The organism is Nostoc sp. FACHB-888 (assembly GCF_014696655.1).
Lineage (GTDB): Bacteria > Cyanobacteriota > Cyanobacteriia > Cyanobacteriales > Nostocaceae > Nostoc.
Genome location: NZ_JACJQM010000006.1, coordinates 99002 through 125273 on the forward strand (window position 1 = coordinate 99002; position 26272 = coordinate 125273).

The window sequence follows — 26272 nt, forward strand, 5'->3', positions numbered from 1 at the left end:
CTTTAATATTCCAACAAATTATGATTTAGAAAAGTTATATAATTAGCTATTATATCTATAGAAAAATATCTAAATTATTAGTTTTAAAATTAGTTAAATTCCTGTTAAAAGAACTATCTCTTAGATGTAATCTTTAATAAAAACATTCTAGGGAAAAATCTTACTAGCAACAAACGGATTGAATCTTATCAAATAGATTGATATTAAACCACCAAAATTTACATTATTTTATTTAGTCAAAAAATAATAAAAAGATTTGTTTTTTGTAAAATACGACTTCTGGCAAGCAAACTTCTTACCTAAGAAAGTACCAGTTTATATAACTGGCAACTAAATTGATGAATAAGCCGTTTTATACAGCAGTTTGCTTTTTAAGTGAGGTACAAAATGCAGGACTCACGCATCAGATATAAAGAGTTTCTACCTCCTACCTCACTTCGGCTACGCCCAACTCTTGGAGAGGCTGCGCCCGGAAGCGTAGCTATGCCGCAGGCTTTACGGCTGCGCTCAGTGATACCCCCTGCCTTAAAATCCATGTCTTTGTACTTCATGCAGATAAAAACTGCTGTAAATGGTTATTAAATTGACTGCAAGTGAGAGAATACTATGTTTCAAAATGTTTTAACTATTTGGGGATGGGACTGGCTATCTTTTGGATTAGCACCAATAAGTTTAGCTCAGGAAGTACTAACTCCAGAAGAAGCATCAGTTCTGTTTTCTGGCCCTCAATTCTTGGTAGCATTGCTGGCTGGAGTCTTAATGGCATTTGCCTTTCAATTATTACTTACTAATTTTTCAGTCGCTGTAGGAATTTCATCTTGGGAAATTGACTCAGATTCTGATGATGAGTCAGAAAGTTTAGGTAGTAAAATTCGTGCGACTCAAACCAAAATTGGTGCTTGGGCGTTGCTAACCGTTAGTATTGCATTATTTATTGCTTGTTTTCTGGCGGTAAAACTTAGCTTAATCGAAAGTGAATCTCTAGGCGCAACTATGGGTGTAGTCATCTGGGCTACCTATTTTTCACTAGTAATTTGGTTCGGTTCATCAGCAGTAGGTTCTTTTATTGGTTCTATCGCTAGTACTGTGACTTCTGGTTTTCAAACTCTGATGGGTACCGCAACTGCTGGAATCGGTGCTAATAGTGCGAAAAAACAATTGGTTTCTACTGCTGAAGATATTACAGCCGCAGTTAGGCGGGAATTAACTTCAGGTTTTAATCCTGAAGATATTAGCAATACACTCCAAAGTTCTTTAAGCTCTTTGCAATTGCCAAAGCTGGATATCACAGAAATTCGTAACCAATTTGACCAGCTTCTTAAAGATACAGATTTGCAATCTATTGCTAACAGCGACTTACTGCAAAATATCAATCGTCAAACCTTTGTTGATTTAATTAGCAGTCGCACGGATTTATCTAATGAAGATATAAATGGCATTGCTGACCAATTTCAAGGTGCTTGGCAACAAGCTTTGAATCGCAGCAATCCCACAGAACAAGTAATTAATTTGCTAAAGTCTGCTACTCCCGAAGAATTGAATTCAGATCAATTAGGTGAACGGCTTCAAGAACTGGTTGCAGTTGGAGGTGGGAATGGCAAGCAAAGCAATGGTGTAATCAAACAAGCTATTCGATATGGCTTGAGTGCTGCTGTACCAGCAGTTATGGAGCAGGCTAACCTTTCCAATATCGATGTTAACAAAATTACTAATCAGTTGCAAAAGCTGAAAGAAAAAGTTCAAGATGTTGATGTAAATCAAATCACAGAACAACTCCAAAGACTTAGAGATGAAGCAACTGAACAAGTATCTGCAAGGTTGCCAATATCACTCGAAAATACAATTAAGGCAGATGTAAAAGACTACATATTGAATTCGTTTCCTTGGCATTTTAACCGCATTACCTTAAGAGATGAATTTAAAGAACTCATCTATGACGTTAATGCAGATCCGACAACTGTGAGACGAGAGTTGGAAGAAATCAATCAAGAATATTTTACCAACTTGCTGAAGCAACGGGGTGATATTAGCGAACTCAGGGTGAAAGAAATTTCCGAACAAATGGAAAGCGATCGCCTGGAAGTTTTAGAAACTGTAAAACAGGCTCAAGCGCGAGAAAAAGGGCAAGATTTCCGCAGCCGCATCGAAGATTATCTGCGTTCTACCGGGAAAGAAGAACTCAACCCTGAAGGTATTGAACGCGACTTTACGAGATTAGTGGAAGATCCAGAAGCTGGGTTTGAAGATTTAAGCGATCGCTTCGGACAATTTGACCGCGACACCTTGGTAAAATTGCTCCAGCAACGTCAAGATATCAGCGAAGAGGAAGCTAACAATATTGTTGGTCAACTTGAAAGCAGCCGCGATAATTTCTTGAATCGTGCAAGAGAACTGCAAGAACAAGCAAAAGCCAGAGCCGATGAACTGCGCCAAAGAGTTGAAGATTATCTGCGAAATACTAACAAAGAAGAACTCAATCCCGAAAGTATCAAACGTGAGTTTAGAACCTTACTAGACGATCCACAAGCTGGAATTAGCCAATTAACTTCGCGCTTATCGCAATTTGACCGCGATACACTAGTCCAATTGCTCAATCAACGTCAGGATTTGAGCGAAGAACAGATAAACCAAACTCTCGATCAAATCGAAGCAGTCCGAGATAGTATTTTGCAAGTACCACAGCAGGCAAAAGAACAGTACGAAAAGACCACAAAAGCGATCACAGAATATCTTCGTAATACCAACTTGGAAGAACTTGATCCAGAAGGGATCAGGAGCGATTTGGAAAAATTACTCGATGACCCAAAAGCAGGAGCTTTAGCACTGCGCGATCGCCTATCTCAGGTTGATCGAGAAACCTTGGTTCAACTCGTGAGTCAACGGGGAGATTTGAGCCAAGAGCAGATTAATCAGATAATTGATCAGGTACAAGATGCGATCACTAGTATTGTGAGAGCGCCACGACGTTTGGCCAAGCGTACCACTCAAGTAGCTCTGGATTTTGAAGCAAATCTTGAAGATTATCTGCGTAATACCAACAAAGAAGAACTCAACCCAGAAGAAATTAAACGCGATTTGCAACTGCTGCTATCTTCTCCCCGTGCTGGAATTGGGAGTTTAAGCGATCGCGCTTCCAAATTTGACCGTTCGACAATTGTAGCCCTGTTATCCCAACGGGAAGATATCTCAGAAGAGGAAGCTAACCGAATTGTGGATCAAATTGAGTCTGTTCGCACCTCGATTGTCGAACAATTCCAGCAGATCCAGGAAAGGGTGCAATCAGTGCTTGATGGAGTTTTTGCGAGAGTTCGCAACTATCTCAACTCGCTGGATCGTTCCGAACTCAGCTATGAAGGAATTAAGCAAGACTTTGCGAAAGTCTTCGACGATCCGCAAGCTGGATTTGAAGCATTGCGCGATCGCCTCAGTCAATTTGATCGTGACACCTTAGTTGCTGTCATCAGTTCTCGTGAGGATATTTCTCAAGAGGATGCTAACCGGATCATTGACCAAATAGAAGCGGCGCGCGATGGCGTACTACAACGAGCCGAACGCATCCAAAAAGAAACACAAAAACGCCTGAAAGCGATCCAAGAGCAAACCAAAAAGCAAGCTCAAGAAACCAAAAAAACCGTTGCAAATGCTGCGTGGTGGTTATTTGGGACAGCATTGACTTCCCTTGCAGCTAGTGCGATCGCTGGAGCAGTTGCCGTTACAGGGTTACCTCTACCTCGCTAAAATTCATCATAAATTTATAAAAAAAGTGGTAATTAATGCCACTTTTTTTATAAATAAAACAAACTACCCCCAAGACGCTATCATGACTTTATTATTCCGATATAGATTACAAAACCCTGTCTGAGCAAAGGTTTCAGATTTTTTTGTGGTGAGAAGAATAAAAGAAGATTAATTATTATTTCTTATAGATAGAAAAAAGTAGCCTTGAGAGTAATATCATAATCTTGTGATTGTAATACAAAAAAAACATCATAAGATTTATGCGATTGCGTACTAAAAATCTGCTTGTTCCCTAGCAGCCTAGTACTGTAAGCAATGAATAGATAAGGCACAAGGATATTAACATGATTCTTGGCGCAATTTGATGCCAAATCATTAATATATGCAGTGCTTCTCAAATGTTTAGACTTAACAGAAACGCCTGTTCCAATCAGGTGTGGTTCAGTTATCTCTTACGACTTGTTATTTCTCCACCTTGTTTTCTCGGCATTGCTGAATAAAAGTGTGAAATTCAAAAATTTAATGTTTGAAGCTGGTTCCTTTGCGCCTTTGGGGTAAAGGAAATTCATACTCTTAATCAGTAACACCGTTTTCTGATGGAGAAGTCACGAGGTAATTTGTTTTACCCTATAAATTCAGGAAAAGCGCATTTATGGACGACATTCTCGATCTCTCTCTCTCTAGCCTTATTCCCGGTGACCTTACCGTCAATCTTCCTAACAACTCTATCCAAACCGGCGGTAGTGGTAACAGAGTCATTAACGGCACTAGTGGCAGTGATGTCCTTATCGGTGGTAGTGGCAGCGATCGCATCGATGGCGGTGATGGCAACGATGTGATTACTGGTGGTGGTGGCAACAATACCCTTATCGGTGGTGCTGGCAATGATGTCATTACTGGTGGCGGTGGTAGAGATAGTATCGTTGGCGGTACTGGCAACGATGTCCTTACCGGTGGTGGTGACAATGATCGCCTCATTGGTGGTAATGGCAACGATACCCTTGTCGGTGGTAATAGCAACGATACCCTGCTCGGTGAGAGTGGCAACGATAGCCTCATTGGCGGTAATGGCAACGATGTCATTGGCGGTGGTGATGGCAATGATGTCCTTGGCGGTGGTAGTGGTAACGATCGCCTCGTTGGCGGTAATGGCAACGATCGCCTCGTTGGCGGTAGTGGAACTGATACTCTTATTGGAGGATCGGGTAACGATCGTTTCCAGTTCAACTCAATTTCAGATAGTCCTGCTGGATCTGGACGGGATGTTATCACTGACTTTTTTGGCAACGGTAACTTGCCAGGTGACCTAATCGATCTATCTAACATCGACGCCAACTCCACTATAGGGGGCAACCAAGGCTTTACTTTCATTGGATCTCGCGGGTTCTTCGCAGCCGGTCAGGTTCGTTATTCAGGAGGTATTCTTCAAGCTAGTAGTGATGGGGATCTAGCAGCTGAATTTGAGATTCAGCTGGCAAGCGCACCATCACTAGGAGCAAGCGACATTATCCTTTAATTGAACGGATCTGTCTTGAAAATAAGGCATAAGGCAGAATTCTAATAATTTAACAGGTGCCGGAAGAGGTAAGCTTAACTTGCCTCTTCTTTTTATAGTGATTATTATGCAAAGACAAAATCCACTCGTCTTTAATTTGTCAAGAATGGTATTGCTGTAATCAAGCACAGTTAAACACTAAGAATAGATATTTTTCTAATAAAGTTGCTCATATTGGCTGCACATTAACATAAGCATATTTAAAAAATGTAATTACTAATGTTTACTAATTTGCTAAGGCTTGATTGTGCCGTATATGCATTAGAAAATTAGGCAATACAATCACAATATTTGCAATCACCCTAGAGAAGTAAAAATATATTAGAGTAAGAATATTTTAAAAGCTAAATTGTAACGTAGGAGTGTAACGATCATACTGGTCAATAAGACTTTTAAGTGATAGGCAATTAATTACTTATACATAACTCCAGAAACCACCAAGCAAATCTCAATAAGCAAAACTAACCCTATCTGAACAAGAGTTTCAAATTTTTCTATGACAAAAAAATAAAATAGGGCTAATTACTATTTCTTATAAATAGAAAAAAGTCCCTTTAATGGTAATAGTATAGTCGTGTGATTCAAAACGTTCTAAAACCTATACAATTCCGTAGTAGGAAATCTGCTTTTTTCCTAGCAGTCTACAACTAGAACCAGGGAAGGCATAAGGTACAACAATATAGCGGTTCTCGATTATATGAGAACACTAAAGTCCTTATGTGAAATAATTCAGCATTTTTTGTATCTCACTCAACTGTACACCGCTATATAAGATGAGTGTTGGCAAAATTTTGATGCCAAGATCATCAGCACATCCAGTGCTTCTCATATCTTCAGTCCTGACTGCAAATATCTGCTTCAATCATTTCTAATTTAGCTATCTGTTCATTTTTCCTCTTCCTTTCTTGGTGAGGAAATGATGAGGTAGTTTATTTACCCTATAAATTAAGGAGATGTCTATTATGGCAACCATAACCGGTACCATTTTTAATGACAATAATACCGTCAACGGTGAACCATCTGTCTTTCGCGCTGCCCTGAATGGGGGTGCTAGCAGCGATACCCTCAATGGGCGTGCTGGCAACGATATCCTCAATGGGCGTGCTGGCAACGATACCCTAAATGGTGGATTGGGTAACGATACCCTCAATGGGGATGCTGGCAACGACATCCTCAATGGGAATGCTGGCAACGATATCCTCAATGGGAATGCTGGCAGCGACATCCTCAATGGTGGATTAGGTAACGATAACCTCAATGGTGGATTGGGTAACGATACCCTCAATGGGAATGCTGGCAGCGATATCCTCAATGGGAATGCTGGCAACGATACCCTAAATGGTGGTATTGGAACCGATCGCCTTACTGGAGGATTGGGCAATGATGTTTTCGTTTTCAACTCAGTTTCAGATAGTCTTACTAGTTCTTCACGGGATACTATCGCTGGCTTCGATGGAAACGGTAACTTGCCAGGTGACCGAATCGATTTATCTGCTATTGACGCTAACCCCTTTCTAGCGGGCAACCAAGCCTTCACTTACATTGGTTCTGGCGTATTCTCCAGAGTCGGTCAAGTCCGTTATTCAGGAGGCATTCTTGAAGGTAACACTAATTTCAATTTTGCCCCCGAGTTTGAGATTCAACTTGCAGGATCACCAGGGCTAGTTGCAAGCGATATTATCCTTTAATTAATGAGTGAACAGCCTGGGTCGAATATCAAGTTAGATTTAGGACTTACGCAAGAGTTACGGAATAACGTAGACGAAAAGCGGCTTGCCGTAGGCTACCACAGAGGTACAGAAGACATGGAAAAACCAGAGTTTGAGAGATATTTGCGGAAATTAAGATTAATTAATCTTAATTTCCGCTAGAAACCCACCCTACTAAAACTCCGTTTGCTTTTACACCTCTACTCTCTGTTTGGAGAGGGGTGTTTTATCACCAACGTTAGTACATACATTACTCATGTTTGATCGCGCCGCATATGCATGAGAAAATCAGGTAATACAATCGCAACAGTTGCGATTTACTGACGGAAGGAAAAAAGATGTCGGAAAATTTGAGAAGCCAAGTAGTGACGCAAGGAGTGCAGCGATCGCCAAATCGAGCAATGCTGCGTGCAGTTGGTTTTAAAGATGAAGATTTCAATAAAGCCATTGTGGGTATTGCCAATGGCTACAGTACAATCACTCCCTGTAACATGGGAATCAATCAACTAGCGCTCATAGCCGAGGCTGGGATTAAAACCGCCGGAGCAATGCCACAAATGTTTGGCACAATTACCATCAGCGACGGGATTTCGATGGGAACTGAAGGGATGAAATATTCCCTCGTATCGCGGGAAGTGATTGCCGACTCCATTGAAACCGCCTGTACTGGACAAAGTATGGATGGTGTGCTAGCCATTGGCGGTTGTGATAAAAATATGCCAGGGGCAATGCTGGCGATCGCCCGGATGAATATCCCTGCAATATTTGTTTACGGCGGCACAATTAAACCCGGTCACTACAACGGACGCGATTTAACAGTTGTCAGTTCTTTTGAAGCAGTTGGTCAATACAGTGCTGGAAAAATTGACGACAAGGAATTATTAGAAGTCGAAAGTCGCGCTTGTCCTGGTGCTGGTTCCTGTGGGGGAATGTTCACCGCCAACACCATGTCTTCAGCATTTGAAGCGATGGGGATGAGTTTGCCCTATTCCTCGACAATGGCAGCCGAAGATGCCGAAAAAGCCGACAGTACCGAAAAATCGGCATTTGTATTAGTCGAAGCCATCAAGAAACAAATCTTGCCCCGGCAAATTATCACCCGCAAATCAATAGAGAATGCCATCTCTGTGATTATGGCAGTCGGTGGTTCAACCAATGCAGTGTTGCATTTTTTAGCGATCGCCCGTGCCGCTAATGTAGAGTTAACCATAGATGACTTTGAAACAATCCGCGCCCGTGTTCCCGTTTTGTGTGATTTAAAACCAAGTGGTAAATATGTCGCTACAGATTTGCACAAAGCTGGTGGCATTCCGCAAGTCATGAAGATGCTGCTTGTACACGATTTATTACATGGTGATAGCCTGACTATTAGCGGTCAAACCATTGCAGAGATATTAGCAGACATCCCCGAAGAACCATCTGCCAATCAAGATGTGATTCGGACTTGGAATAACCCGATGTATCCCCAAGGACATTTAGCCATCCTCAGAGGTAATTTGGCAACGGAAGGTGCTGTCGCTAAAATTACTGGCGTGAAAAAACCAGTTATTACCGGGCCTGCACGGGTGTTTGAGTCGGAAGAAGCCTCTTTAGATGCAATTTTGGCTGGGAAGATTCAAGCTGGTGATATTTTGGTTATCCGCTACGAAGGGCCTAAGGGTGGCCCTGGAATGCGGGAAATGTTGGCTCCTACTTCGGCAATTATTGGGGCTGGTTTGGGTGATGCGGTGGGATTAATTACCGATGGGCGCTTTTCTGGTGGTACTTACGGCATGGTGGTTGGTCATGTGGCTCCAGAAGCGGCAGTTGGTGGTGCGATCGCTCTTGTAGAAGAAGGCGATAGTATTACCATTGATGCACCTGCTCGCCTCTTGCAGTTGAACATATCTGAATCAGAATTAGCTCGTCGTCGTGCTAATTGGCAACCTCCTGCACCACGTTACACCAAAGGCGTATTGGCGAAATATGCCAAATTGGTATCTTCTAGCAGTCTTGGTGCTGTCACAGATTTAGATTTGTTTTAATTCACTTAATTATTATGTGAGTTGCCTAAACTGTACCATAGATTCAGTGTAGGCTTTCCAATTCATTAAATATCTCCGAAGATCATTCTTGATTGTTGACTGTTAACTGTCAACCGTCAACGGCGTCGGGGCGTCTCTCATCCCATCTTTAAAAAGCTTTATTAAAGTATATCGCCTCTGAGTATAAGGGTAAAAATTATCCAAAAAACTAATGATATAATCTTTAGCTATTTTAATATTTTTACTTTTTAAAGGAATACAGTTGGTAAAATCTGTGCCACATCCTAGGTTTGAATCAACTTTAATACTTCCTGCATATTTATCTACAACAATTTAATAAACAAAAGATGGGTTATTAAGTACGCTTTGGCATTAAATAACAGAAATACCAGAACAGATAAACTAGAATTGCTCTGAGGATTCGCTATTATGAGCGATCGCTTCATCCACACAAATCTGAAAATTCCAATATTTGAGGGTATAAATATTAACAATCCTTAACAGATAATACTATTAAGGATTGTTAAGAGGAGCAAAAACTGCTCACAAACTCAATTGTTACTTAAAAATCATCGAGAAACTGACTAAGGCGACTGATTACAGGGTCAACCTCTTGAGGAGGGGTAGCAACAGTATAAGAAGTATTATTTACTACTTCTAATTGAGTTGGAGACTGAATGATTGATCGATCATTGACTATGAGCGCCAGTTGTGCAACTTGCTGAGAAAGTTGCAGTAGATGGTGTTCCATCGCCTCCAAACGATTAGATCCCTTGGCAAAAAAACGTTCCTCAAGTCCAGCCACTTGACGTTGCAGTTCACCAATTTGTTGTTCAATCGGTGTTCTTGCTGCTGTTTGTGGAGCAGGTTGTACAGATTCCGGTACACATAAAGATTGCCACAAGGCTTCTTTACAGAGGTCGCTGAAAGTCTTGTCTGGTTGTTTTTCCAAATAACTTTCTACTTGCGCTAACAAGCTTTCATCAGCAAGCTCTGGGTTGAACGTGACGGATTTAACTACCTTTTTTGACCATTGGAACATCAGCTTTATGCCCTAGCAGCGCGATTGGAGGATAATTGTGCCTCTCCATAAATATACTGCCCCAAAGCATTCGCCTGCCTAGAAGGTGCTGCTAAATGAGCATTAATCTTTGCTTCCTTGAGCAGACGTTGAACGTCGTCCCAGAAGAACTCACCACCCCCGCCAGTCAGAATCACATCGGTGACACGTTCTGGCAACCAAGCGAGTACACGGCTACAGATTTCGCGAGAAAACATCTCTGTGAGGTTGGGAAGAAAATCGTCTAGGTTGGTGGGTTTGCTAGCGCCTTTAGGACGGTAATAGCGTTCACCTCTAGGTTTGTTCACAGCAGAAATCAGGGCTAGAGATTGACTATCTGCTCCCTCGATTTCGGCAGACACCAATTCATAGAACTTATTCATACCGAAGTCTTCGCTCTTAGAAGCACCTCTGGCAAAACGGAAGTTATCTACCATCAAAAGATCGACGGTTTGATGTCCAATATCAACGATCGCCACCGATATTTTTGTAAAATCAGGACTGCCAGGACTTTTCTTTGGTTGAGCTTCAGACCACAGCAGGCTGCCGTAGCCCTCTGGCATTACCCATACCTTACTGACATTCAGCGATACAGATTCGCCTCGGAAGTTCAACACATGAGGGCCACCGACTTGGCTAATCAACTGTGCTTTTTCCTTTTCAAATTGCTCTAAGGAAAGAAAAGGCAGACCTAATACAACTGAGATATCGTCTCTGAGTTTAAAGTAGCCAGCACTTGCTAATACTTTTACCAGTGCAGCCTCTACCTTAGATTGGCCGACTCCTAAATTTGCCCCAAAATCTGCTGCCAATTGACCAACAGCATATCCATTTCCTTGGTACTCCAGCCACAAATCCATTAAAGGGTCAGTAGCCCTAGCTTCAAAAACACCACCGCGTACTTGTTCTATTGACATCTGCTTGACGTTAGCAGGAACGAACACCACGCTGCCGGGTTCGCGACTCACACAAGTTTTTGTGGAAGTTCTGCCTAAATCAACACTGAGAATGGTTTTCCCTGGAACACTGCCTGTCTTTGGAGGATTATTATTAACAGCATTCATGGGAGTCGATGCTGACACTCTATTCATGGGTATAGCAGCAGCATTGATAGGGGTAGCGGCGGAAGGTTGGTCTGTCATGAAAGCTCCTAGTTCAAACTTAACTGTAAAAAGTTGTCATGCTCATCTTACAAAAATGCGAGCAACCAAAAATTCTAGGTTGCGTCAAGTGTAGCTAGAAATACGCCAAAAATTAATTCAGGCGATACCTCTGATAAGCTCATGCCTTCGCACATCTAGTATTATTTGGCATAGTGTAGGCGAATTTTGGCCAGATGTAACCCCTGCTTTCACTGCTTTCAAACCAAAAACGTCCGTGTTTCATCTTCTAGTACGTCTTAACTGGCGTTTGAATATCCAGAAAACAAATGCTAGAACCAAACCCCCAAGTACGATTTTGGATACAGGAGCAAGGTACTTGTCCACAAGTTCATACTGACTACCCAATATGTATCCTGAGTATGTTAGCAAACCCACCCAAGCAGCGCTACCTAAGGTTGTGTAAACCAAAAATGGTAGCAGGGGCATATTGCTAATACCTGCAGGAACAGAAATTAAAGTGCGGATTCCCGGTACAAGGCGACCAATTAATACTGCTGTTCTGCCTTGTCGGTTAAACCACTCTTTAGCCTTGGTTATATCTTTACTGGATATGCCCAGCCATTTACCATATTTGTCAGCCCAAGCTTTCAAACGGGTTTCCCCCAAAAACTGACCTGGATAGTACCAAATAAGTGCGCCCAATACAGAACCCAAAAGTCCTGCAAAAAACACACCAATGATATTCAGCTTTGCCCCTCCTGGTTGATATGGGCTTGCTGTAAATCCAGCCAGTGGCATAATCAATTCCGAAGGAATAGGGGGAAATAAGTTCTCTAAGAACATTAACAGGGCTATTCCCCAATATCCAAAATAGTTGATGGTATTAGTTATCCATTCAAGCATTGAGTTAATTCCTGAAATTGCTGGACTAGTTTTGTTAATAAATTCAGCCTTAGCTTTATCAACGAAGGCAGGAGTTAGGGGGCAGGAGGCAGGAGGAAAACTGACCCCTAGCTCCTGCCCGTCACCGGAGGGAACTTGGGTTTAAGACCCCCACCAAATTAAAAATTTGGTGGCTTTTATTCAGGAGGGGTCTGAATCCCCTTGTGAATTAGACCTTCTGCCTTCTGCCTCCTTCAATAAAAGGTAATTATTCTTGCTACCTAAAGTCAAAGTAATTTTGCTGCATTATAAAGTTGGTATCGCAACGAAGAAACAGAGTAAGATCGGTGAAAGCTAGAATCAAACCAACCACTAGATTTTGTTTTCTAATTTTTTAGATCCCCCTTAGTCGTTTTTTTAAAAGGACTAGGAAGGATCTAAAGATTTGATGGCAAATTTAATAACACACTTTAGAGTTTTCTTCTGAGGTTGTAGTTGTGGGAGATTAAGGAGAAAATGTTACCTTTCCCCCTCATCCCCCTTATCCCCCTCATCCCCTCTTCTAGGCTGTCGGAGTCAATGATTGTACTCTTGGTTCCGATTGCCAGTCTAATGGATTCCAAACTCGATCTTCCAGCGCCATTTGCTCAATCAAACTTGCCAGTCTCAGGGCTTTAAGAGCTTGTTCCCCGCCTACTGAGGGTTGATTGCCACCATGTACACAATTGACAAAATGTTCTAATTCTGCACTTAGGGGTTGAATATTACTGGTGTAGACTTTTTCAATCACACCATCTTGCCTGTAAAGTACTTGTCGGTGGTCGGTGAGAGAATTGGCAGTCGTTTGTCGGTGAATCAAAATTTCATTTTTAAGAAAATCTGCCTCAGTAAATGAATTTTTGCAATGGGCAACAATCCGGCGAATTTTTCGGTGAGTGACTTTACTGGCGGTCAGAGTAGCAACAATACCATTGGCAAACCCCAAGGTGGCGGTTACATAATCTAAATAACCAGAGTCTAGGGCGCGAGAACCGCTAGCAGTCAATTTCGTGACTGGCGAAGCAGCTAATTCCAAAAGTAGGTCGATGTCATGGATCATTAAATCCAGCACAACTGAAACATCGTTTGCTCGATCTGAGTAAGGACTCATTCTGTGGGCTTCTAGCGCCAGCAATTCCTCAGTTTTCAGCACTTGGCTTAGTTCTTTAAAAGCTGGATTAAAACGCTCAATATGACCCACTTGTAGGATACACCCAGACTCGGCTGCGGCATTTACTAGGGACTCTGCCTCAGAAATACTGGCTGCGATCGGTTTTTCAATCAAAACATGAATTCCCGCTAACAGACAGTTGATGCCCACAGCATAGTGTAAACGGGTGGGAACTGCTACACAAACTGCTTCTACAAGGGGTAACAGGTCACAGTAATCTTCAAAAAAACGCACCTTGTACTTGCTGGCAGTTTCTAGCCCTCGCTCAACATTAATATCTGCTACTCCAACTAGTTCAACATCTTTCATTGAACTCAGCACGCGAGCATGATGTTGTCCCATGTTACCCACTCCAATCACGCCTATGCGGATCGGTCGTGGCTGGTTGCGCTGTGTATATGGATTCGTTTCTGCCACTGACATGCTATCTTGCACTATTATTCTCTCCTCAACCACCAAATTTAGAGACGCTACGGCCGTTGGCGTTTATACTCGAAAGCCAGTTACGATCCGTCTAAAACCATCCAGATGGTAACATAGAGCCTATGTTTATGAAGAATTTCAAAGTTTGTCATCGGTTCCCGTAATCCAAATATCTTTTGTATAGATAGTTCGGGTTGGTTTTGGATTTTGCACTTTCTACAATAAATATGTGTCTTTTTATTAACTTTAAAACATTAAGTAACACTTAAACGTAAATTCTTCAAATTTCTGGTGTAATTTGGCGATTTAAAATTCAAAATTTGTAATCGAGATGAAAGCTGTAATTCTGTTATCTGGGGGATTAGACTCTTCCACAATTTTGTACAAAGCTAAGGCTGATGGCTGTGAATGTCATGCTATTTCCTTTGATTACCAGCAGCGACACCGACGAGAGTTACATTCAGCCCTCACTGTTGCTCAAAAAGCTGCGATCGCACAACATCAGGTGGTTAATTTTGATTTACGGCAATGGGGTGGTTCAGCACTTACCGATGACGCGATTGATTTACCTCAGGAGCGATCGCTGGATAAAATGTCTCAAAATATTCCTGTAACCTATGTTCCGGCGCGTAATACCATCTTTTTAAGCTTTGCTCTTGGTTACGCCGAAGCGATCGCAGCTGAACGTGTCTATATCGGTGTCAATGCTTTAGATTACTCAGGATATCCTGACTGTCGTCCCGACTATATCCAGGCAATGCAGGAAGTTTTTCGCCTGGGAACCAAACAAGGGCGTGAGGGACAACTAATCAATATTGTTGCACCGCTAATAAATTTGAAAAAAACTGAAATCATCCAGCTAGGTAACCAATTGGGAGTCCCTTGGGAGCTAACTTGGTCTTGTTATGCTGGTGATGATATTGCCTGCGGTGTATGTGATTCTTGTCGCTTGCGATTGGCAGCCTTCGCCGAATTAGGACTCGTTGATCCACTGGCATATGCTTGTTGAATGAGGAGTTAAGAGTTAAAATTCATAACTTTTAACTCCTAACTTTCAACTCCTAACTCTTCTAACCGTCGCAGTTGAATTTGATGCAGGCGTGGCCCAACAATTGATACCACAGTAAATTCAAGATTTTCATAACAGAAAATTTCGCCTTTGGCAGGAATTTTCTGTAACTTATACAGCAAAAAGCCCCCTAGTGTCTGGTATTCTCTTGTCACAGGTAAGTTGAGATGCAAAACTTCGTTTAGGTCTTCGAGGTTGATTTGTGCCTGTACCAGAAATTTTTGCTCATCTAACATTTGAATCAGTAAGTCGTCGTTGCTTTCAGGAACGCTTGCGTGGCCGATTATTTCGGCAATGACATCTTTGATTGTCACTAGTCCCACAGTACCGCCGAATTCATTCACTACCATGACCATAGCGGGTTTCTCTTGCTGCATCATTGGCAAAAGTTCACTCAATGGCGTATGTTCTGGAATAAACCGGACGGGACGCATCCAAGGTTGGATTTGTGCCTCTAAACTGAGCTTTCCTACAGCCAAAGGTTGCGCCAAATCTTTAAAATAAACAATACCGCGAACATCGTCTAAAGATTCACCAATCACGGGATAACGAGAGTAACCAGTGGAAGCCATTTCCCTGAGTAATGTCTGGAAGGTAGCATCTTTTGGCAACGCGATAATACTGGTGCGGGGGATCATCACATCTTGAACCATGACATCCCCAAACTCAAAAACATTATTGAGCAGTTCTCGCTCTGCGTGCTGTAAACCAGTAGATCCCCATTCTGTAGATATAATCAGTTGCAATTCTTCTGGAGTCACAGGTGGCCTCCAGCCTTGGCCTGTGTATTGGATGCCAAAAATCCGCAATAAGAAACGAGTTGATTGGTTGAGAATCCAGATGAAGGGGCCAAAAAAACGCACGATCGCTTTTACCGAAGGCCCCAAAAACCGAGCTAGCTGTTCTGAGTACAGCATGGCTAGGGATTTGGGACATAATTCTCCGATCACAATTTGTAAATAGGCAATCAAGAAAAATGCAATGGGAATTGATAAGGAATGCGCTAGGAAGGTAGTCATTCCAATAGGTAAAGGCCAGGATTTTAACCATGCCCTCACCAGCACGACAATCGTACTTTCTCCAATCCATCCTAATGCCAAACTAGAAAGGGTAATGCCTAACTGAGTGGTAGATAGCAGTCGGTCAATACTACGTTGTAGCATTTCGACTGCGATCGCTGGAATATCCCCAGCCTTAACTAGCTGGTGAATACGCGATCGCCGCACGCTCACCATCGAAAATTCTGCCGTCACAAAAAAGGCATTTATGGCAATCAGTAGTAGCACTGATAATAACCGCAGTGCCACCTCTGTCCAACTTAAATCAGGAAAACCACTCACTGCCAAAGCTCGTGTAAAACTCACGCCCTCCATTTAGAGGAATAGGGAATAGCAGATAATCAATCACCAATGCCCCAGTCCCAATGCCCAATCTACCTCTCTACAGGAATATTCGATGCTTCTAGCTTCAATTCTTGAGCGGGATAATCAGTGAGAGCGAGTGATATCTTCTTAACATCATCAAGTAAAGCTGTGGGAATGCTCACTGTACCTGTAAATGCTGGCCCATTTACAGGCAATTCTGTTGGTAAACCCTCTGTACTAGCACTCAGAGTTCGTCCTTTATCATCGGTAACATCTAAAAAACTATACAGGAAGCGCACAGAATCTTTACCTTTGTTCTGCATTTTCACTTTCAGTAGCAAATCACCACCAGAGTAGCGGACAGATTGCACAATCATGGTTACACCTTGACTTTGGGCAGTAACTGGAAAACCTGGCTGGGGCTTTTCTTCAACCACTGCTGGGGGGTTTTCCTCTGGCTTCTGCTTGCTGCTATTGGTTTCTTCATCATCTTCCTCTAGCTTTTCTGATTTAGCAGCCTTGGTTTTACCCTCAATTCGTGCCTTGACAATTTTCAGAATCTCTTCCTCTTTTAATAACACTAACCCTGCCTGTTGGGAGCTATTTGTTTTATTGCTGGCAAATTTGGTTGTAGGACGCCCATCTGGTGTAGTAACGCCTTTAAGTGCTGAACTCCCCAGTTCAAACCCCAACAAGGCGCTCACAGAACCTGCCCCCATCATCAGGATTAACAAAACCAAAGTAAGAAGTACAGTAGAATTTATTTTCATTGCTGACAAGCTATCACAATAGAATGCTAGTCTATTTAAGAATAGTGAAGCTTTTGACCTCAATCCTTAAAGGAACTTAATCAATATTAGTCTGCACTATTTTATGATTAAATTTTAAATTATGTAGTATAAAAATCTGATAAGCTATTGTCGAGTATTCACAGGTGTAAATTTGTGCTATTATTACCCAATTGGCTAAACTCAATGCATGAGGTATTTTCCTTAGTCTAAAATTAGCAAATCAGGTTGACCTAAGAGTTGAAGTAATTGACTCTTATGAACCCGAAAGCGAACAACACAAGCGCCTTTGGCCGATTGGGGAGGCAACGAACTCATAATTCGTCTTCAGGCTGGTTCGATTCCAGCAGGGCGCACTGAACGATCAAAAAGCAGTAATAGAGGCATAAAAGGCATTGGGCATGGGGCATTGGGCATTAATTATTTTTTCCCTACTCCCCACTTCCTACTCCCTAATATTACCGAGGTAGTAAAGTTTCAAACCTGAATTCAGTTCCTACTTTGAGTTTGTTGCTATTGAAACGCGGAGACATCATTAGTGATGTGTCATAAGGATTTGGTAAATCAGGAGTACGAATATATGGGTCGTTGCCAACTTGTTGAGTCAGGACATCACGATATAAAGTATTAATCAACTGAGCATCGCGGGCAATTTCATTTTCTGGGAAAGAACCACCGAAACCGGAACCCGATCCGAAAAATGAGTCTAGTTGACGCTTGAGACTGCTATTCTCATAGAAATTGCGATCGTGACGAAAATAAGCTCCTTCAAACGCATCATTCGTAGTTTCAGTTTTGGGGGTTTCCGTTTGGGCAGATGCAACAGAGGGAAAAGCAATACCAGCAGCAAGCAGTACCAATAAACCACCAAAGGTTTTAAATTTTATACCCACGTTCCTAACTCCTCAATTTTTGGGCAATCTTAATTTATGCTTAATTTCAGAACTCTAACGAGTTCAACCTTTGGTGTAGCACAACTTTTAATGTTTTGTAATGACGTATCCTACTGAAACTTTTACCCACTCAGATATTTGGGCAACCACCCCTGATTTGACCACCTTGCGCCACAAGCTACTAAATTTATTTTGCCAACTTGCTTATCAAGAAGGTGATTTTCTCCTCTCTTCTGGGCTGCGTAGTTCTTATTATGTCAACAAGACACAAGTAACACTCCATCCTCAAGGTGCTTTGGCTGTAGGACGATTACTGTTTCCTTTATTACCCACAGATACACAAGCTGTAGGTGGTCTAACAATGGGGGCTGATCCAATTGTGACAGCAGTTAGTATAGTTTCTGTTTATGAAAACCGCCCGATACCAGCGCTGATTATTCGCAAGGAAGCCAAGGGTTATGGAACGAAAGCTTATATAGAAGGCCCCAGTTTACCAGAAGGTGCAAAAGTAGTAGTTTTGGAAGATGTGGTCACAACTGGGCAATCTGCTTTAAAAGCAGTTGAGCGTCTTAAAGATGCAGGTTATACAGTAAGTCAAGTAATTTCACTGGTAGACCGACAACAAGGTGGAGGTGAGTTGTACCAGTCAGCTGGGTTGAAGTTTGAAACTTTGTTTTCGATTCAAGAAGTTCAGGAACGCTACCAACAACTTGCGAAATCATAAGTGTCGCTTGCCAAATTGTTTGACAATTTGACAGATTTGTGTAACTTAAAATATTACTCTTAAAGCCCTAATAAGGGTTTTATTATTTTAGGCTCAAAATAGCCTTTACTGCACTGGCGATCGCAGAAGATGCTTTTTCAATTTCTTCTTTAGTTGTAAATTTCCCAATACCAATTCTTAACGCTCCCTCAATTATATTTTCGGCAAGATTCATAGCTTGCAGAACGTGAGATGGCGCGACAATACCTGATGAACAAGCCGCACCTGTAGAAATAGCTAATTGATGGCGAACTCTAGCAATAATGGCACTATTAGGGATGTCAGGGATAGAAATATGTAAGTTACCTGATAAACAGTTGTTTAAGTCTCCATTCAGCAGTAAATTAGGAATTTGAGCTTGTAGCGAGTTTTGTAGCTGATCTCGCAAAAGTGCGTAGGCGCAGCCCGCCGTAGGCATCGCTGTTTCATCTGCTTCCATTTCCAACTGTCTCAATCTGCAACCTTCCCACAAGCCAGCTATTCCAGAGACATTGAGCGTACCGGATCTGAGTCCTTGTTCATGTCCGCCACCGTAAATAAGTGGTTCAAGATAATGACCTTTTTTTACTACTAATGCACCAACGCCTTTGGGTGCATAAAGTTTATGCTCAGAAATAGCTAGATAGGTAATACCCCAGTCTTGGAAGTTGATGGAAATTTTACCGACTGCTTGGGAAGCATCACATAAAAAAGGGATATGGTATTTTTGAGCGATCGCTCCAATTTTTTGTACTGGGTAAATTGTCCCCACTTCATTATTAGCAGCCATCACACAGAGTAAGGAAGCACCGCCAAAGCAGACTTTTTCTAGATGTTCTAAATCAATTTGGTCTTGTTGATTGACTTTTAACCAAATTATCTCAGCAAGCCCTTTTTTGGCTAATGCTTTGCAGGTATCTAAAACTGCTTTGTGTTCAACTGGTGAAACAATGATTGTGGCGGGAGTATTTTGTTGAGAAATATGTCCTTGAATTGCTAAGTTAATGCTTTCTGTTGCACCAGATGTAAAAATAATTTCTTTGGCAGAAGCATTGATTAATTCAGCTATGTGTTGACGAGCTTCTTTAACTGCTTGTGCGGCTTGATTGCCATAACCATGATCTACACTATTAGCATTACCAAAAGCAATAGTCATATAGTACATGACTTTTTCTGCTACTCTAGGGTCAACGGGAGTAGTTGAATGGTAATCAAGGTAAATTATGTTTTCTTATGTAGTCATTGCCTGTCAAAATTTTCCGCTTGAAATTTTTTACATATTTTTTTAAGGCTTTACTGAATAGTTAATTCAGGATTTTGATTAGTCAGTGTAGTATTAGTCATCGTTCACTACATAAGCTTTATCTTATCCTTGACGTGGATCTGATTGTGGGGGATGCCAACCGGCTTCTACCCAAAAACGACGAGCCACTTGAATCGAAGGCTCATCTCGACGCTCATCATTGAAATCAAATCTCTCACTAGTAGCTCTCCCTGTAGAAGTTGTACCTAAAATTTTTATACCGTCTTTTGTCCAGATAAAATTGTCAGACCATTTTTGCTGACGGGGATAAAATAGAGGGACTTGTTCTTGGGTTTTAGGATCAGTAGCCGTTGTAAAATTATAGTGACGCTCATTACAGCGATGACAAGCTAAAGCCAAATTATCCAGTTCATCAGAACCGCCCAAAGACTGCGGCATAATATGGTCAATGGTAAAACGGTCTGGACTTAAGTATTCTGGAGAGTGGCAGTATTAGCAAAGATATTTAGCTCGTTGTCTTACAAGTTTTCGAGTTGGTTCGGACACCATTTAGTTTTCGCCGCTAGTTGAGCGTTAATCAAGGTAAAGATTCTCTCTAATTCCGAGATACCTACATATTCAGCCTCTTCTTCAGGAGTGAGCGCATCAGCTTTTTTCTTCTCTAACAGTTCTTCAAAGCGAGACTATAGCTCATTGGTAAATTTAAAAAGATAAATGTCACCAAATTCACTCATCTTGATACCAGAAGATATTAAAATTGAATATAACTTTTAATTCAGATACAAATGACTCAGTATATTTTAACCATCGATTTTTTGATATGTTTTCATAAGAAATAGTTAAACCGATATGTTGCAATTCCAGAAAAGCTTTAAAATATTCTTCAGATGGCAAGTTATTAGATTTAGATGAATTAACAGATTTTGTAGTTGGAATTAAATTCCATAGTTGATCGTGAGCTACAAATGACCAAGGCAGATAATGAGCTAATGAAATTTCATCCTTATCCAATTTCACTTTAGAATAAATACATTTAATATCTCGATATTCTAAAATAGTTTTCCAATATTTAGTTTAATTAGTTAAAGAATCTCTTTGGTGTGGCATAAATAATTTGTTAACCACATTGGGAGTACTGGGGTTTCTTTGCTGCATATAATTTAACCATTCCCAAGATGCCCAGCCCCTAACTATTGTGTAATTTTCCTCTAAAAGGTGTAGGGAATTGGTGCGATCGCGCATTGCGCCAACTCTTGGGAATTTAAATAACTTGAGAGTAAATCAAGAATTAGAAGCAGATGGTAGGGAGTTAGTTATGCGATTAGAACCACTTTATCAAAGAGATAGAGAACAAGCCAAACAAGAGGGAAGACAGGAAGGAGAACAACATTTAATTATACGTCTGCTCAATCGCCGTGTTGGGGAAATTAATGAATCATTAATCGAGCGAATTAAAGGATTATCGATTGAACAATTAGAAAATCTAGGAGAAGCATTATTAGACTTTTCTAATGTTGCTGATTTAGAAATTTGGTTAAACCAACAACAAAGATAATCAATCATCAGCCGTTTTTTAGGTTGGGTCGAGCGTAGCGTAACCCAACCTACTAGTTCAAATTTCACTACGAATGCTTTCACGGAACTTTGAGACTAAATCTTTTGGTTTTTCACCTGACATAACAAAACTTGCCAACAAGCTTAAATCCAAATCTGGTAAAAGTTCACTTTTAGTTATTTGCTGATACCTATTACCACGCAGATAATATAATAAAAATTGATTATTCTGCCAAAACCAAACTTCCGGTACACCTAAGCCTTGATAAATTAATAAATCATCTATTCCTCCACTGGTTACAACTATTTCAATTGCCAGATCGGGAACAGGTTTTTCAGAATTAAAACAATAACATTCATCTGGTTCTATACCTCTAGCTGCTGCTTGTCTTCTAAAAGTAGTTGAACCTAAAGGATAAAAATCAATACCTTTTTCTAAAAAATAGGTTTCCAACAGTAAAGCAATGATCTTTTTATCGACCTCATGGCGACGGCTAGGTGACATTATTTCTAAAGTACCTTCTAAATATTTAAAGCGATAATGAGAAGTATTTTGACAACTTTTTAATAGTGTCTCATATATATCCCAGTTAATCCCATTCATGAGTAAAATTTGGTCAGAATCAATGTTTTCTAAAGCGGGTTGACTGGTTAATTCTTCCCATTTGGTCAATTTTGCTAGTAAACCTAACATTGTCACTGCTCCAAAATTGTGTGGATATATTTCGTAATTTTGAAAGGTTCAGCTCCCCGACTTCTCTAAGAAGCCGGGGAGCTTGTGTTCTTCTTTTCCCTTGATATTTTCATCACACAATCGACAACTCAAATCTTTATTTATACTTAAAGCCAGCAGCGGGATTTGAACTCGCGACCTTCCGATTACAAGTCGGATGCACTACCACTGTGCTATGCTGGCAATTTTTTGATTACTCTCAAGTAGCAACCACAATTTCTTATTGTACCATAATCGATTTATTTGTCTAGCTGTAATTGCGAAAAAATATTTCCCTGTTCCTAAATTAGGCTAGAAGACGAGAGATTTTGGCAATATCGCTGCTTTTGTGTGCCTAGATGGTTGAGTTAGCGTTGCAATTGTAGTGATTCTGATCGCTGATAAAGTTGATAAATTAATATGCATGGCAAAAGCTAACTAAAATTCTGGGCTGGGCGCAAAAATATCTGGCGCAGTTCTAAAACTGTATTTTCCTAGCACAGCTGAATAAAGGGACAGAAATATATAATTATTTTTTACAGATTACAAGCATGGCAGCATTGCTCGGACGAGATTTATTAAGTCTAGCGGACATCAGTCCTACGGAACTTCAAGAACTTCTACAATTGGCAACTCAACTTAAATCACAACAGTTGAAGTTGCAGTGTAATAAAGTTTTGGGGTTGTTGTTCTCCAAAGCTTCTACTCGCACGCGGGTAAGTTTTACGGTGGCGATGTACCAACTGGGTGGACAGGTAATCGATCTCAATCCTAATGTTACTCAAGTTAGTCGCGGGGAACCGTTACAGGATACAGCGCGCGTGTTGGACCGATATCTGGATATTTTGGCAATTCGCACTTTTGCACAGCAAGATTTAGAAACTTTTGCTCACTATGCCAAGATTCCGGTAATTAATGCGCTTACCGATGCAGAACATCCTTGCCAGGTATTAGCCGATTTATTGACGGTTCAAGAAAGTTTTAACACCCTTACTGGGTTAACTTTAACCTACGTGGGTGATGGAAATAATATGGCTAATTCTCTGATGTTGGGCTGTGCTTTGGTAGGAATGAATGTCAGAATTGCTACCCCTAGCGGATATGAGCCAGATTCTCAGATTGTAGAACAAGCAAGAGCGATCGCTAATAACAAAACGGAAGTCCTCGTCACTAATGATCCAGAATTAGCAGCTAAGGGTTCTGCTGTACTTTACACTGATGTCTGGGCGAGTATGGGGCAAGAAGCAGAAGCAGACAACCGGATGCCAATTTTCCAGCCTTACCAAATTTCTGAGCAGCTATTAAGCCTTGCGGAACCAGAGGCAATTGTTTTACACTGCTTACCAGCCCATCGTGGTGAAGAAATTACCGAAGCTGTTATTGAAGGTTCTCAAGCACGAGTTTGGGAACAGGCAGAAAATCGTCTGCACGCTCAAAAAGCTTTACTTGCAAGTATCTTAGGGGCGGAATGAAAAGAGTTAGGAGACGCGATTAATCGCGTCTGTACAAAAGTTAAGAGTCAGAATGGCGAGTGTGCTGCTGGCTCTTAACTACTTAAAATTTGTAAAAATCAAGAATAAATTGGTAAAAGAAAAGAGAATATTCTAGCTTTTGCCTTTTATATTTTTTACTTTTCTCTTGTTATGGGGAGTTTTTTGTAGTACTAATGTTCTAGAGACATTTATAATTACTTCCCGCAAATTTATGGAACGTCTAACTGAAGCTCAACAAGAACTTTACGAATGGTTAGCAGAATACATCCGATCGCACCAGCATTCGCCTTCAATTAGGCAAATGATGCAAGCGATGAACTTGAAGTCACCAGCACCAATTCAAAGCCGTTTAGAACATTTACGCACTAAAGGATATATAGAATGGACTGAAGGACAAGCGCGAACGATTCGGATTTTGCGTCCTGTAAAGCTAGGTGTACCAATTTTGGGCACAATCGCTGCTGGTGGTTTAATAGAACCGTTTACTGATGCTGTAGATCATTTAGACTTTTCTAATTTCGATTTACCTCCCCAAACCTATGCTTTGCGGGTAGCTGGCGATAGCATGATTGAAGATTTAATTACTGATGGTGATGTGGTATTTCTGCGTCCAGTAGCAGAACCCAATCATTTAAAAAATGGTACTATCGTCGCCGCCAGAGTCGATGGATTTGGTACAACATTAAAACGTTTTTATCGCCAAGGCGATCGCGTTACCCTCAAACCAGCAAATTCTAAGTACAATCCCATTGAAGTCAGTGCTATGCAAGTGCAGGTGCAAGGTTCTCTCATTGGTGTTTGGCGCGGTTACAACTGAGGAATGGGAAGTAGGGAGTGGGGATTGGGAAAGATAAGTACCAATGACTAATGACTAAATTAATATGTACCTGACGAAAAATCCAGTGCAGCAACTGCCCACTTTCCGGTTAAAATTACCATTTGCAAGGGAAAGTAAGGGCAGTTATTACACTCCGCAACCATTACCAGGATGCCCAAGAATGCCTCCGTCTCTGCAATTGCGGCAATATCAGCGACAAGCGATCGCTAGCTGGTTTACCAACAATGGCAGAGGGACGTTGAAAATGGCTACTGGTAGTGGTAAAACAATTACCGCACTAGCGATCGCTTGTGAATTATATCAGCAGATTAATTTACAAGTTCTGTTGGTGGTATGTCCCTATCGCCATCTCGTTACTCAATGGGCGCGAGAATGTGAAAAATTTAATTTGCAACCCATTTTAGCTTTTGAGAATTTACGCACTTGGCAAAGTCAACTTTCTACCCAAATTTATAATCTGCGTTCTGGTTCTCAACAGTTTGTCACTGTGATTACTACGAACTCTACTTTAATTGGAGATGGTTTTCAGTCTCAACTAAAATATTTTCCCCCCAAAACTTTAATTATTGGAGATGAGGCACATAATTTAGGCGCACCCAAGCTAGAAAAAAGTTTGCCGCGCAGTGTGGGGTTGAGACTGGCTTTATCTGCCACACCGGAGAGGTATTTTGATGATTTTGGTACACAATCTTTATTTGATTATTTTGGCCCAGTTCTCCAGCCAGAGTTTACTTTGAGGGATGCGATCGCTCAAGGTGCTTTAGTACATTATCTGTATTATCCGGTACTAGTAGAGTTAACTGAAGCAGAAAGTATTGCTTATTTAAAGCTAACTAAAAGAATTGGGCGATCGCTACTATATAGAGAACGAGAAAATGGACAAGGAGGAAGCTTTGAAGACAATGAAGATTTAAAGTCGTTGTTGATGCAAAGAGCAAGATTAATTGGTGCGGCTGAAAATAAATTAAATGCTTTACGGGATTTAATGGCAACTCGCCGCGAAACTAGCCACACTCTTTTTTATTGTAGTGATGGTTCACAAGATACAGGACAACGTTCATCTCTACGTCAACTCAAAGCTGTTGCTAAAATTCTGGGTGTGGATTTAGGGTACAAGGTAAGCACCTATACGGCTCAAACAACTTTACAAGAAAGGGAAATATTACGTCATCAATTTGAAAGCGGAGAATTGCAAGGTTTAGTCGCAATTCGTTGTTTAGATGAAGGTGTAGATATTCCAGCAATTCAAACTGCGGTGATTTTATCAAGTTCTGGTAATCCTCGACAATTTATTCAGCGACGGGGGCGAGTTTTACGTCCTCATCCGGCTAAAGAACGCGCGACAATATTTGACATGACTACTATAACCACCAGAACACGACACCACAGGCGCACTCCTTCAACTTGGTTTAGTAGCAAAACCCCAAAAATCGCTACTAATTCGCTCCTAGAAAATACCCCCAATTGCTTGATTTTCAAGTATTCTGAGCAAGCGATCGCGCTACTCATTCAGAGCAATAGACTTTTAATCTATTGGTTGCGGGTTCAAATCCCTCGTCACCCACCTTTTCAGGCTCAAAATTTTACCCTTGACTAATTCTTGACTAAATTAAGCAAGTACCAACCTCTGAAAGCCCCTATTTTGGGGGATAAACAGCGATAAAGTTTTGACTAATTTAACTAAAAACCCCTCTTGCCTTTTGGCAGTCCAGTGGAATGTCTTGCTTATCCACTGGACGCTTAAAATTTGAGAAAAAAGTAAATTATGCAAACAAAATACTATTACAAAACTGTTTGCTTTGATTTAATATAAAAATGTCTAAAAGCAGATGGGGACCACCATCTGCTTTT

The 26272-nt window shown here is 41.1% G+C and carries 20 protein-coding genes, 2 tRNA genes and 3 pseudogenes; 12 read left to right on the top strand and 13 right to left on the bottom strand.

Annotation, left to right across the window (positions count from 1 at the left end; all coding sequences use genetic code 11):
* Positions 1–606: 606 nt before the first annotated feature.
* The 5 genes from H6G26_RS06030 to ilvD all read left to right on the top strand — a co-directional run bounded on the left by H6G26_RS06030 (position 607) and on the right by ilvD (position 9026).
* Entirely contained in the window at positions 607–3738 is a 3132-nt protein-coding gene (locus H6G26_RS06030; protein WP_190728380.1) for an MFS transporter, read from the top strand.
* A 652-nt stretch (positions 3739–4390) separates the two neighbouring features.
* Entirely contained in the window at positions 4391–5254 is an 864-nt protein-coding gene (locus H6G26_RS06035) for a calcium-binding protein (protein WP_190728381.1), read from the top strand.
* 1001 nt (positions 5255–6255) lie between these two features.
* Entirely contained in the window at positions 6256–6981 is a 726-nt protein-coding gene (locus H6G26_RS06040; RefSeq protein ID WP_199326660.1) for a calcium-binding protein, read from the top strand.
* Between the two features lie 3 nt (positions 6982–6984).
* Positions 6985–7164 carry a hypothetical protein gene (locus H6G26_RS06045; RefSeq protein ID WP_190728383.1) on the top strand — a complete coding sequence of 60 codons (180 nt, stop codon included), beginning with the start codon at positions 6985–6987 and terminating at the stop codon, positions 7162–7164.
* A 176-nt stretch (positions 7165–7340) separates the two neighbouring features.
* Positions 7341–9026 carry a dihydroxy-acid dehydratase gene (gene ilvD, locus H6G26_RS06050; RefSeq protein WP_190728384.1) on the top strand — a complete coding sequence of 562 codons (1686 nt, stop codon included), beginning with the start codon at positions 7341–7343 and terminating at the stop codon, positions 9024–9026.
* 562 nt (positions 9027–9588) lie between these two features.
* Here the strand turns inward: ilvD and H6G26_RS06055 are convergent.
* From H6G26_RS06055 to H6G26_RS06070, 4 genes are all read right to left on the bottom strand, one after another.
* Positions 9589–10068 (bottom strand): plasmid segregation centromere-binding protein ParR, encoded by a 480-nt coding sequence (locus H6G26_RS06055; RefSeq protein WP_190728385.1) that lies wholly within the window; start codon positions 10066–10068, stop codon positions 9589–9591.
* Positions 10069–10073: 5 nt separating this feature from the next.
* Entirely contained in the window at positions 10074–11228 is a 1155-nt protein-coding gene (locus H6G26_RS06060; RefSeq protein WP_190728386.1) for a ParM/StbA family protein, read from the bottom strand.
* Positions 11229–11468: 240 nt separating this feature from the next.
* Positions 11469–12092, bottom strand: coding sequence for a DedA family protein (locus H6G26_RS06065; RefSeq protein WP_190728387.1), 624 nt, complete (start codon positions 12090–12092; stop codon positions 11469–11471).
* A gap of 541 nt (positions 12093–12633) precedes the next feature.
* Positions 12634–13716 carry a Gfo/Idh/MocA family oxidoreductase gene (locus H6G26_RS06070; RefSeq protein ID WP_190728388.1) on the bottom strand — a complete coding sequence of 361 codons (1083 nt, stop codon included), beginning with the start codon at positions 13714–13716 and terminating at the stop codon, positions 12634–12636.
* Positions 13717–14035: 319 nt separating this feature from the next.
* On the opposite strand from H6G26_RS06070, the gene queC reads away from it, so the two are divergent.
* Positions 14036–14713 (top strand): 7-cyano-7-deazaguanine synthase QueC, encoded by a 678-nt coding sequence (gene queC / locus H6G26_RS06075; RefSeq protein WP_190728389.1) that lies wholly within the window; start codon positions 14036–14038, stop codon positions 14711–14713.
* A 38-nt stretch (positions 14714–14751) separates the two neighbouring features.
* Here the strand turns inward: queC and H6G26_RS06080 are convergent, their stop codons facing one another.
* Positions 14752–16146, bottom strand: a complete 1395-nt coding sequence (locus H6G26_RS06080) for a hemolysin family protein (RefSeq protein WP_190728390.1) — start codon at positions 16144–16146, stop codon at positions 14752–14754.
* A gap of 59 nt (positions 16147–16205) precedes the next feature.
* Positions 16206–16907: a hypothetical protein gene (locus H6G26_RS06085; protein WP_190728391.1), complete on the bottom strand. Its 702-nt coding sequence runs from the start codon at positions 16905–16907 to the stop codon at positions 16206–16208.
* Positions 16908–17208: 301 nt separating this feature from the next.
* Between H6G26_RS06085 and H6G26_RS06090 the strand changes: the two genes are divergently transcribed.
* Positions 17209–17281, top strand: a tRNA-Ile gene (locus tag H6G26_RS06090).
* Between the two features lie 102 nt (positions 17282–17383).
* On the opposite strand, the gene H6G26_RS06095 is transcribed toward H6G26_RS06090, so the two are convergent.
* The gene (locus H6G26_RS06095; RefSeq protein WP_190728392.1) at positions 17384–17818 is read right to left on the bottom strand and encodes a hypothetical protein; all 435 of its coding nucleotides are present in this window, start codon (positions 17816–17818) and stop codon (positions 17384–17386) included.
* Between the two features lie 100 nt (positions 17819–17918).
* On the opposite strand from H6G26_RS06095, the gene pyrE reads away from it, so the two are divergent.
* Complete coding sequence (gene pyrE, locus H6G26_RS06100) at positions 17919–18542, top strand: orotate phosphoribosyltransferase (RefSeq protein ID WP_190728393.1); 624 nt, start codon at positions 17919–17921, stop codon at positions 18540–18542.
* Between the two features lie 82 nt (positions 18543–18624).
* Here the strand turns inward: pyrE and H6G26_RS06105 are convergent, their stop codons facing one another.
* From H6G26_RS06105 to H6G26_RS42375, 4 genes and pseudogenes are all read right to left on the bottom strand, one after another.
* Positions 18625–19725, bottom strand: a complete 1101-nt coding sequence (locus tag H6G26_RS06105; RefSeq protein WP_242053603.1) for a cysteine desulfurase family protein — start codon at positions 19723–19725, stop codon at positions 18625–18627.
* A 201-nt stretch (positions 19726–19926) separates the two neighbouring features.
* A pseudogene (locus tag H6G26_RS06110) lies at positions 19927–20373 on the bottom strand (HNH endonuclease).
* A pseudogene (locus H6G26_RS42370) lies at positions 20343–20558 on the bottom strand (hypothetical protein). The pseudogenes H6G26_RS06110 and H6G26_RS42370 overlap by 31 nt, the downstream one beginning before the upstream one ends.
* Positions 20551–20880: an HNH endonuclease domain-containing protein gene (locus H6G26_RS42375; RefSeq protein WP_347242437.1), complete on the bottom strand. Its 330-nt coding sequence runs from the start codon at positions 20878–20880 to the stop codon at positions 20551–20553. Before H6G26_RS42375 ends, H6G26_RS42370 begins: the two are co-directional and overlap by 8 nt.
* Positions 20881–21082: 202 nt before the next feature.
* On the opposite strand from H6G26_RS42375, the pseudogene H6G26_RS06120 reads away from it, so the two are divergent.
* Positions 21083–21379 (top strand): annotated as a pseudogene (locus H6G26_RS06120) (DUF4351 domain-containing protein); the annotation flags it as partial.
* 57 nt (positions 21380–21436) lie between these two features.
* Here H6G26_RS06120 and H6G26_RS06125 read toward each other — a convergent pair.
* Complete coding sequence (locus H6G26_RS06125; RefSeq protein WP_190728394.1) at positions 21437–22072, bottom strand: Uma2 family endonuclease; 636 nt, start codon at positions 22070–22072, stop codon at positions 21437–21439.
* Positions 22073–22222: 150 nt separating this feature from the next.
* Positions 22223–22294, bottom strand: a tRNA-Thr gene (locus tag H6G26_RS06130).
* A gap of 347 nt (positions 22295–22641) precedes the next feature.
* On the opposite strand from H6G26_RS06130, the gene argF reads away from it, so the two are divergent.
* The 3 genes from argF to H6G26_RS06145 all read left to right on the top strand — a co-directional run bounded on the left by argF (position 22642) and on the right by H6G26_RS06145 (position 26018).
* Complete coding sequence (argF, locus tag H6G26_RS06135) at positions 22642–23562, top strand: ornithine carbamoyltransferase (protein WP_190728395.1); 921 nt, start codon at positions 22642–22644, stop codon at positions 23560–23562.
* Positions 23563–23794: 232 nt separating this feature from the next.
* Complete coding sequence (lexA, locus tag H6G26_RS06140) at positions 23795–24400, top strand: transcriptional repressor LexA (RefSeq protein ID WP_190728396.1); 606 nt, start codon at positions 23795–23797, stop codon at positions 24398–24400.
* 64 nt (positions 24401–24464) lie between these two features.
* Complete coding sequence (locus H6G26_RS06145) at positions 24465–26018, top strand: DEAD/DEAH box helicase family protein (RefSeq protein WP_242053606.1); 1554 nt, start codon at positions 24465–24467, stop codon at positions 26016–26018.
* Positions 26019–26272: the final 254 nt, after the last annotated feature.

Excerpts from the sequence above, each read along its gene's own strand:
- H6G26_RS06145 (WP_242053606.1), top strand. The coding sequence starts at position 24,465 with ATGTACCTGACGAAAAATCCAGTGCAGCAACTGCCCACTTTCCGGTTA.
- ilvD (WP_190728384.1), top strand. The coding sequence starts at position 7,341 with ATGTCGGAAAATTTGAGAAGCCAAGTAGTGACGCAAGGAGTGCAGCGA.
- H6G26_RS06085 (WP_190728391.1), bottom strand. The coding sequence starts at position 16,907 with ATGAAAATAAATTCTACTGTACTTCTTACTTTGGTTTTGTTAATCCTG.
- H6G26_RS06030 (WP_190728380.1), top strand. The coding sequence starts at position 607 with ATGTTTCAAAATGTTTTAACTATTTGGGGATGGGACTGGCTATCTTTT.
- argF (WP_190728395.1), top strand. The coding sequence starts at position 22,642 with ATGGCAGCATTGCTCGGACGAGATTTATTAAGTCTAGCGGACATCAGT.
- H6G26_RS06125 (WP_190728394.1), bottom strand. The coding sequence starts at position 22,072 with ATGTTAGGTTTACTAGCAAAATTGACCAAATGGGAAGAATTAACCAGT.
- lexA (WP_190728396.1), top strand. The coding sequence starts at position 23,795 with ATGGAACGTCTAACTGAAGCTCAACAAGAACTTTACGAATGGTTAGCA.
- H6G26_RS06045 (WP_190728383.1), top strand. The coding sequence starts at position 6,985 with ATGAGTGAACAGCCTGGGTCGAATATCAAGTTAGATTTAGGACTTACG.
- H6G26_RS06040 (WP_199326660.1), top strand. The coding sequence starts at position 6,256 with ATGGCAACCATAACCGGTACCATTTTTAATGACAATAATACCGTCAAC.
- pyrE (WP_190728393.1), top strand. The coding sequence starts at position 17,919 with ATGACGTATCCTACTGAAACTTTTACCCACTCAGATATTTGGGCAACC.
- H6G26_RS06035 (WP_190728381.1), top strand. The coding sequence starts at position 4,391 with ATGGACGACATTCTCGATCTCTCTCTCTCTAGCCTTATTCCCGGTGAC.
- H6G26_RS06065 (WP_190728387.1), bottom strand. The coding sequence starts at position 12,092 with ATGCTTGAATGGATAACTAATACCATCAACTATTTTGGATATTGGGGA.
- H6G26_RS06080 (WP_190728390.1), bottom strand. The coding sequence starts at position 16,146 with ATGGAGGGCGTGAGTTTTACACGAGCTTTGGCAGTGAGTGGTTTTCCT.
- queC (WP_190728389.1), top strand. The coding sequence starts at position 14,036 with ATGAAAGCTGTAATTCTGTTATCTGGGGGATTAGACTCTTCCACAATT.
- H6G26_RS06105 (WP_242053603.1), bottom strand. The coding sequence starts at position 19,725 with ATGTACTATATGACTATTGCTTTTGGTAATGCTAATAGTGTAGATCAT.
- H6G26_RS06060 (WP_190728386.1), bottom strand. The coding sequence starts at position 11,228 with ATGACAGACCAACCTTCCGCCGCTACCCCTATCAATGCTGCTGCTATA.
- H6G26_RS06055 (WP_190728385.1), bottom strand. The coding sequence starts at position 10,068 with ATGTTCCAATGGTCAAAAAAGGTAGTTAAATCCGTCACGTTCAACCCA.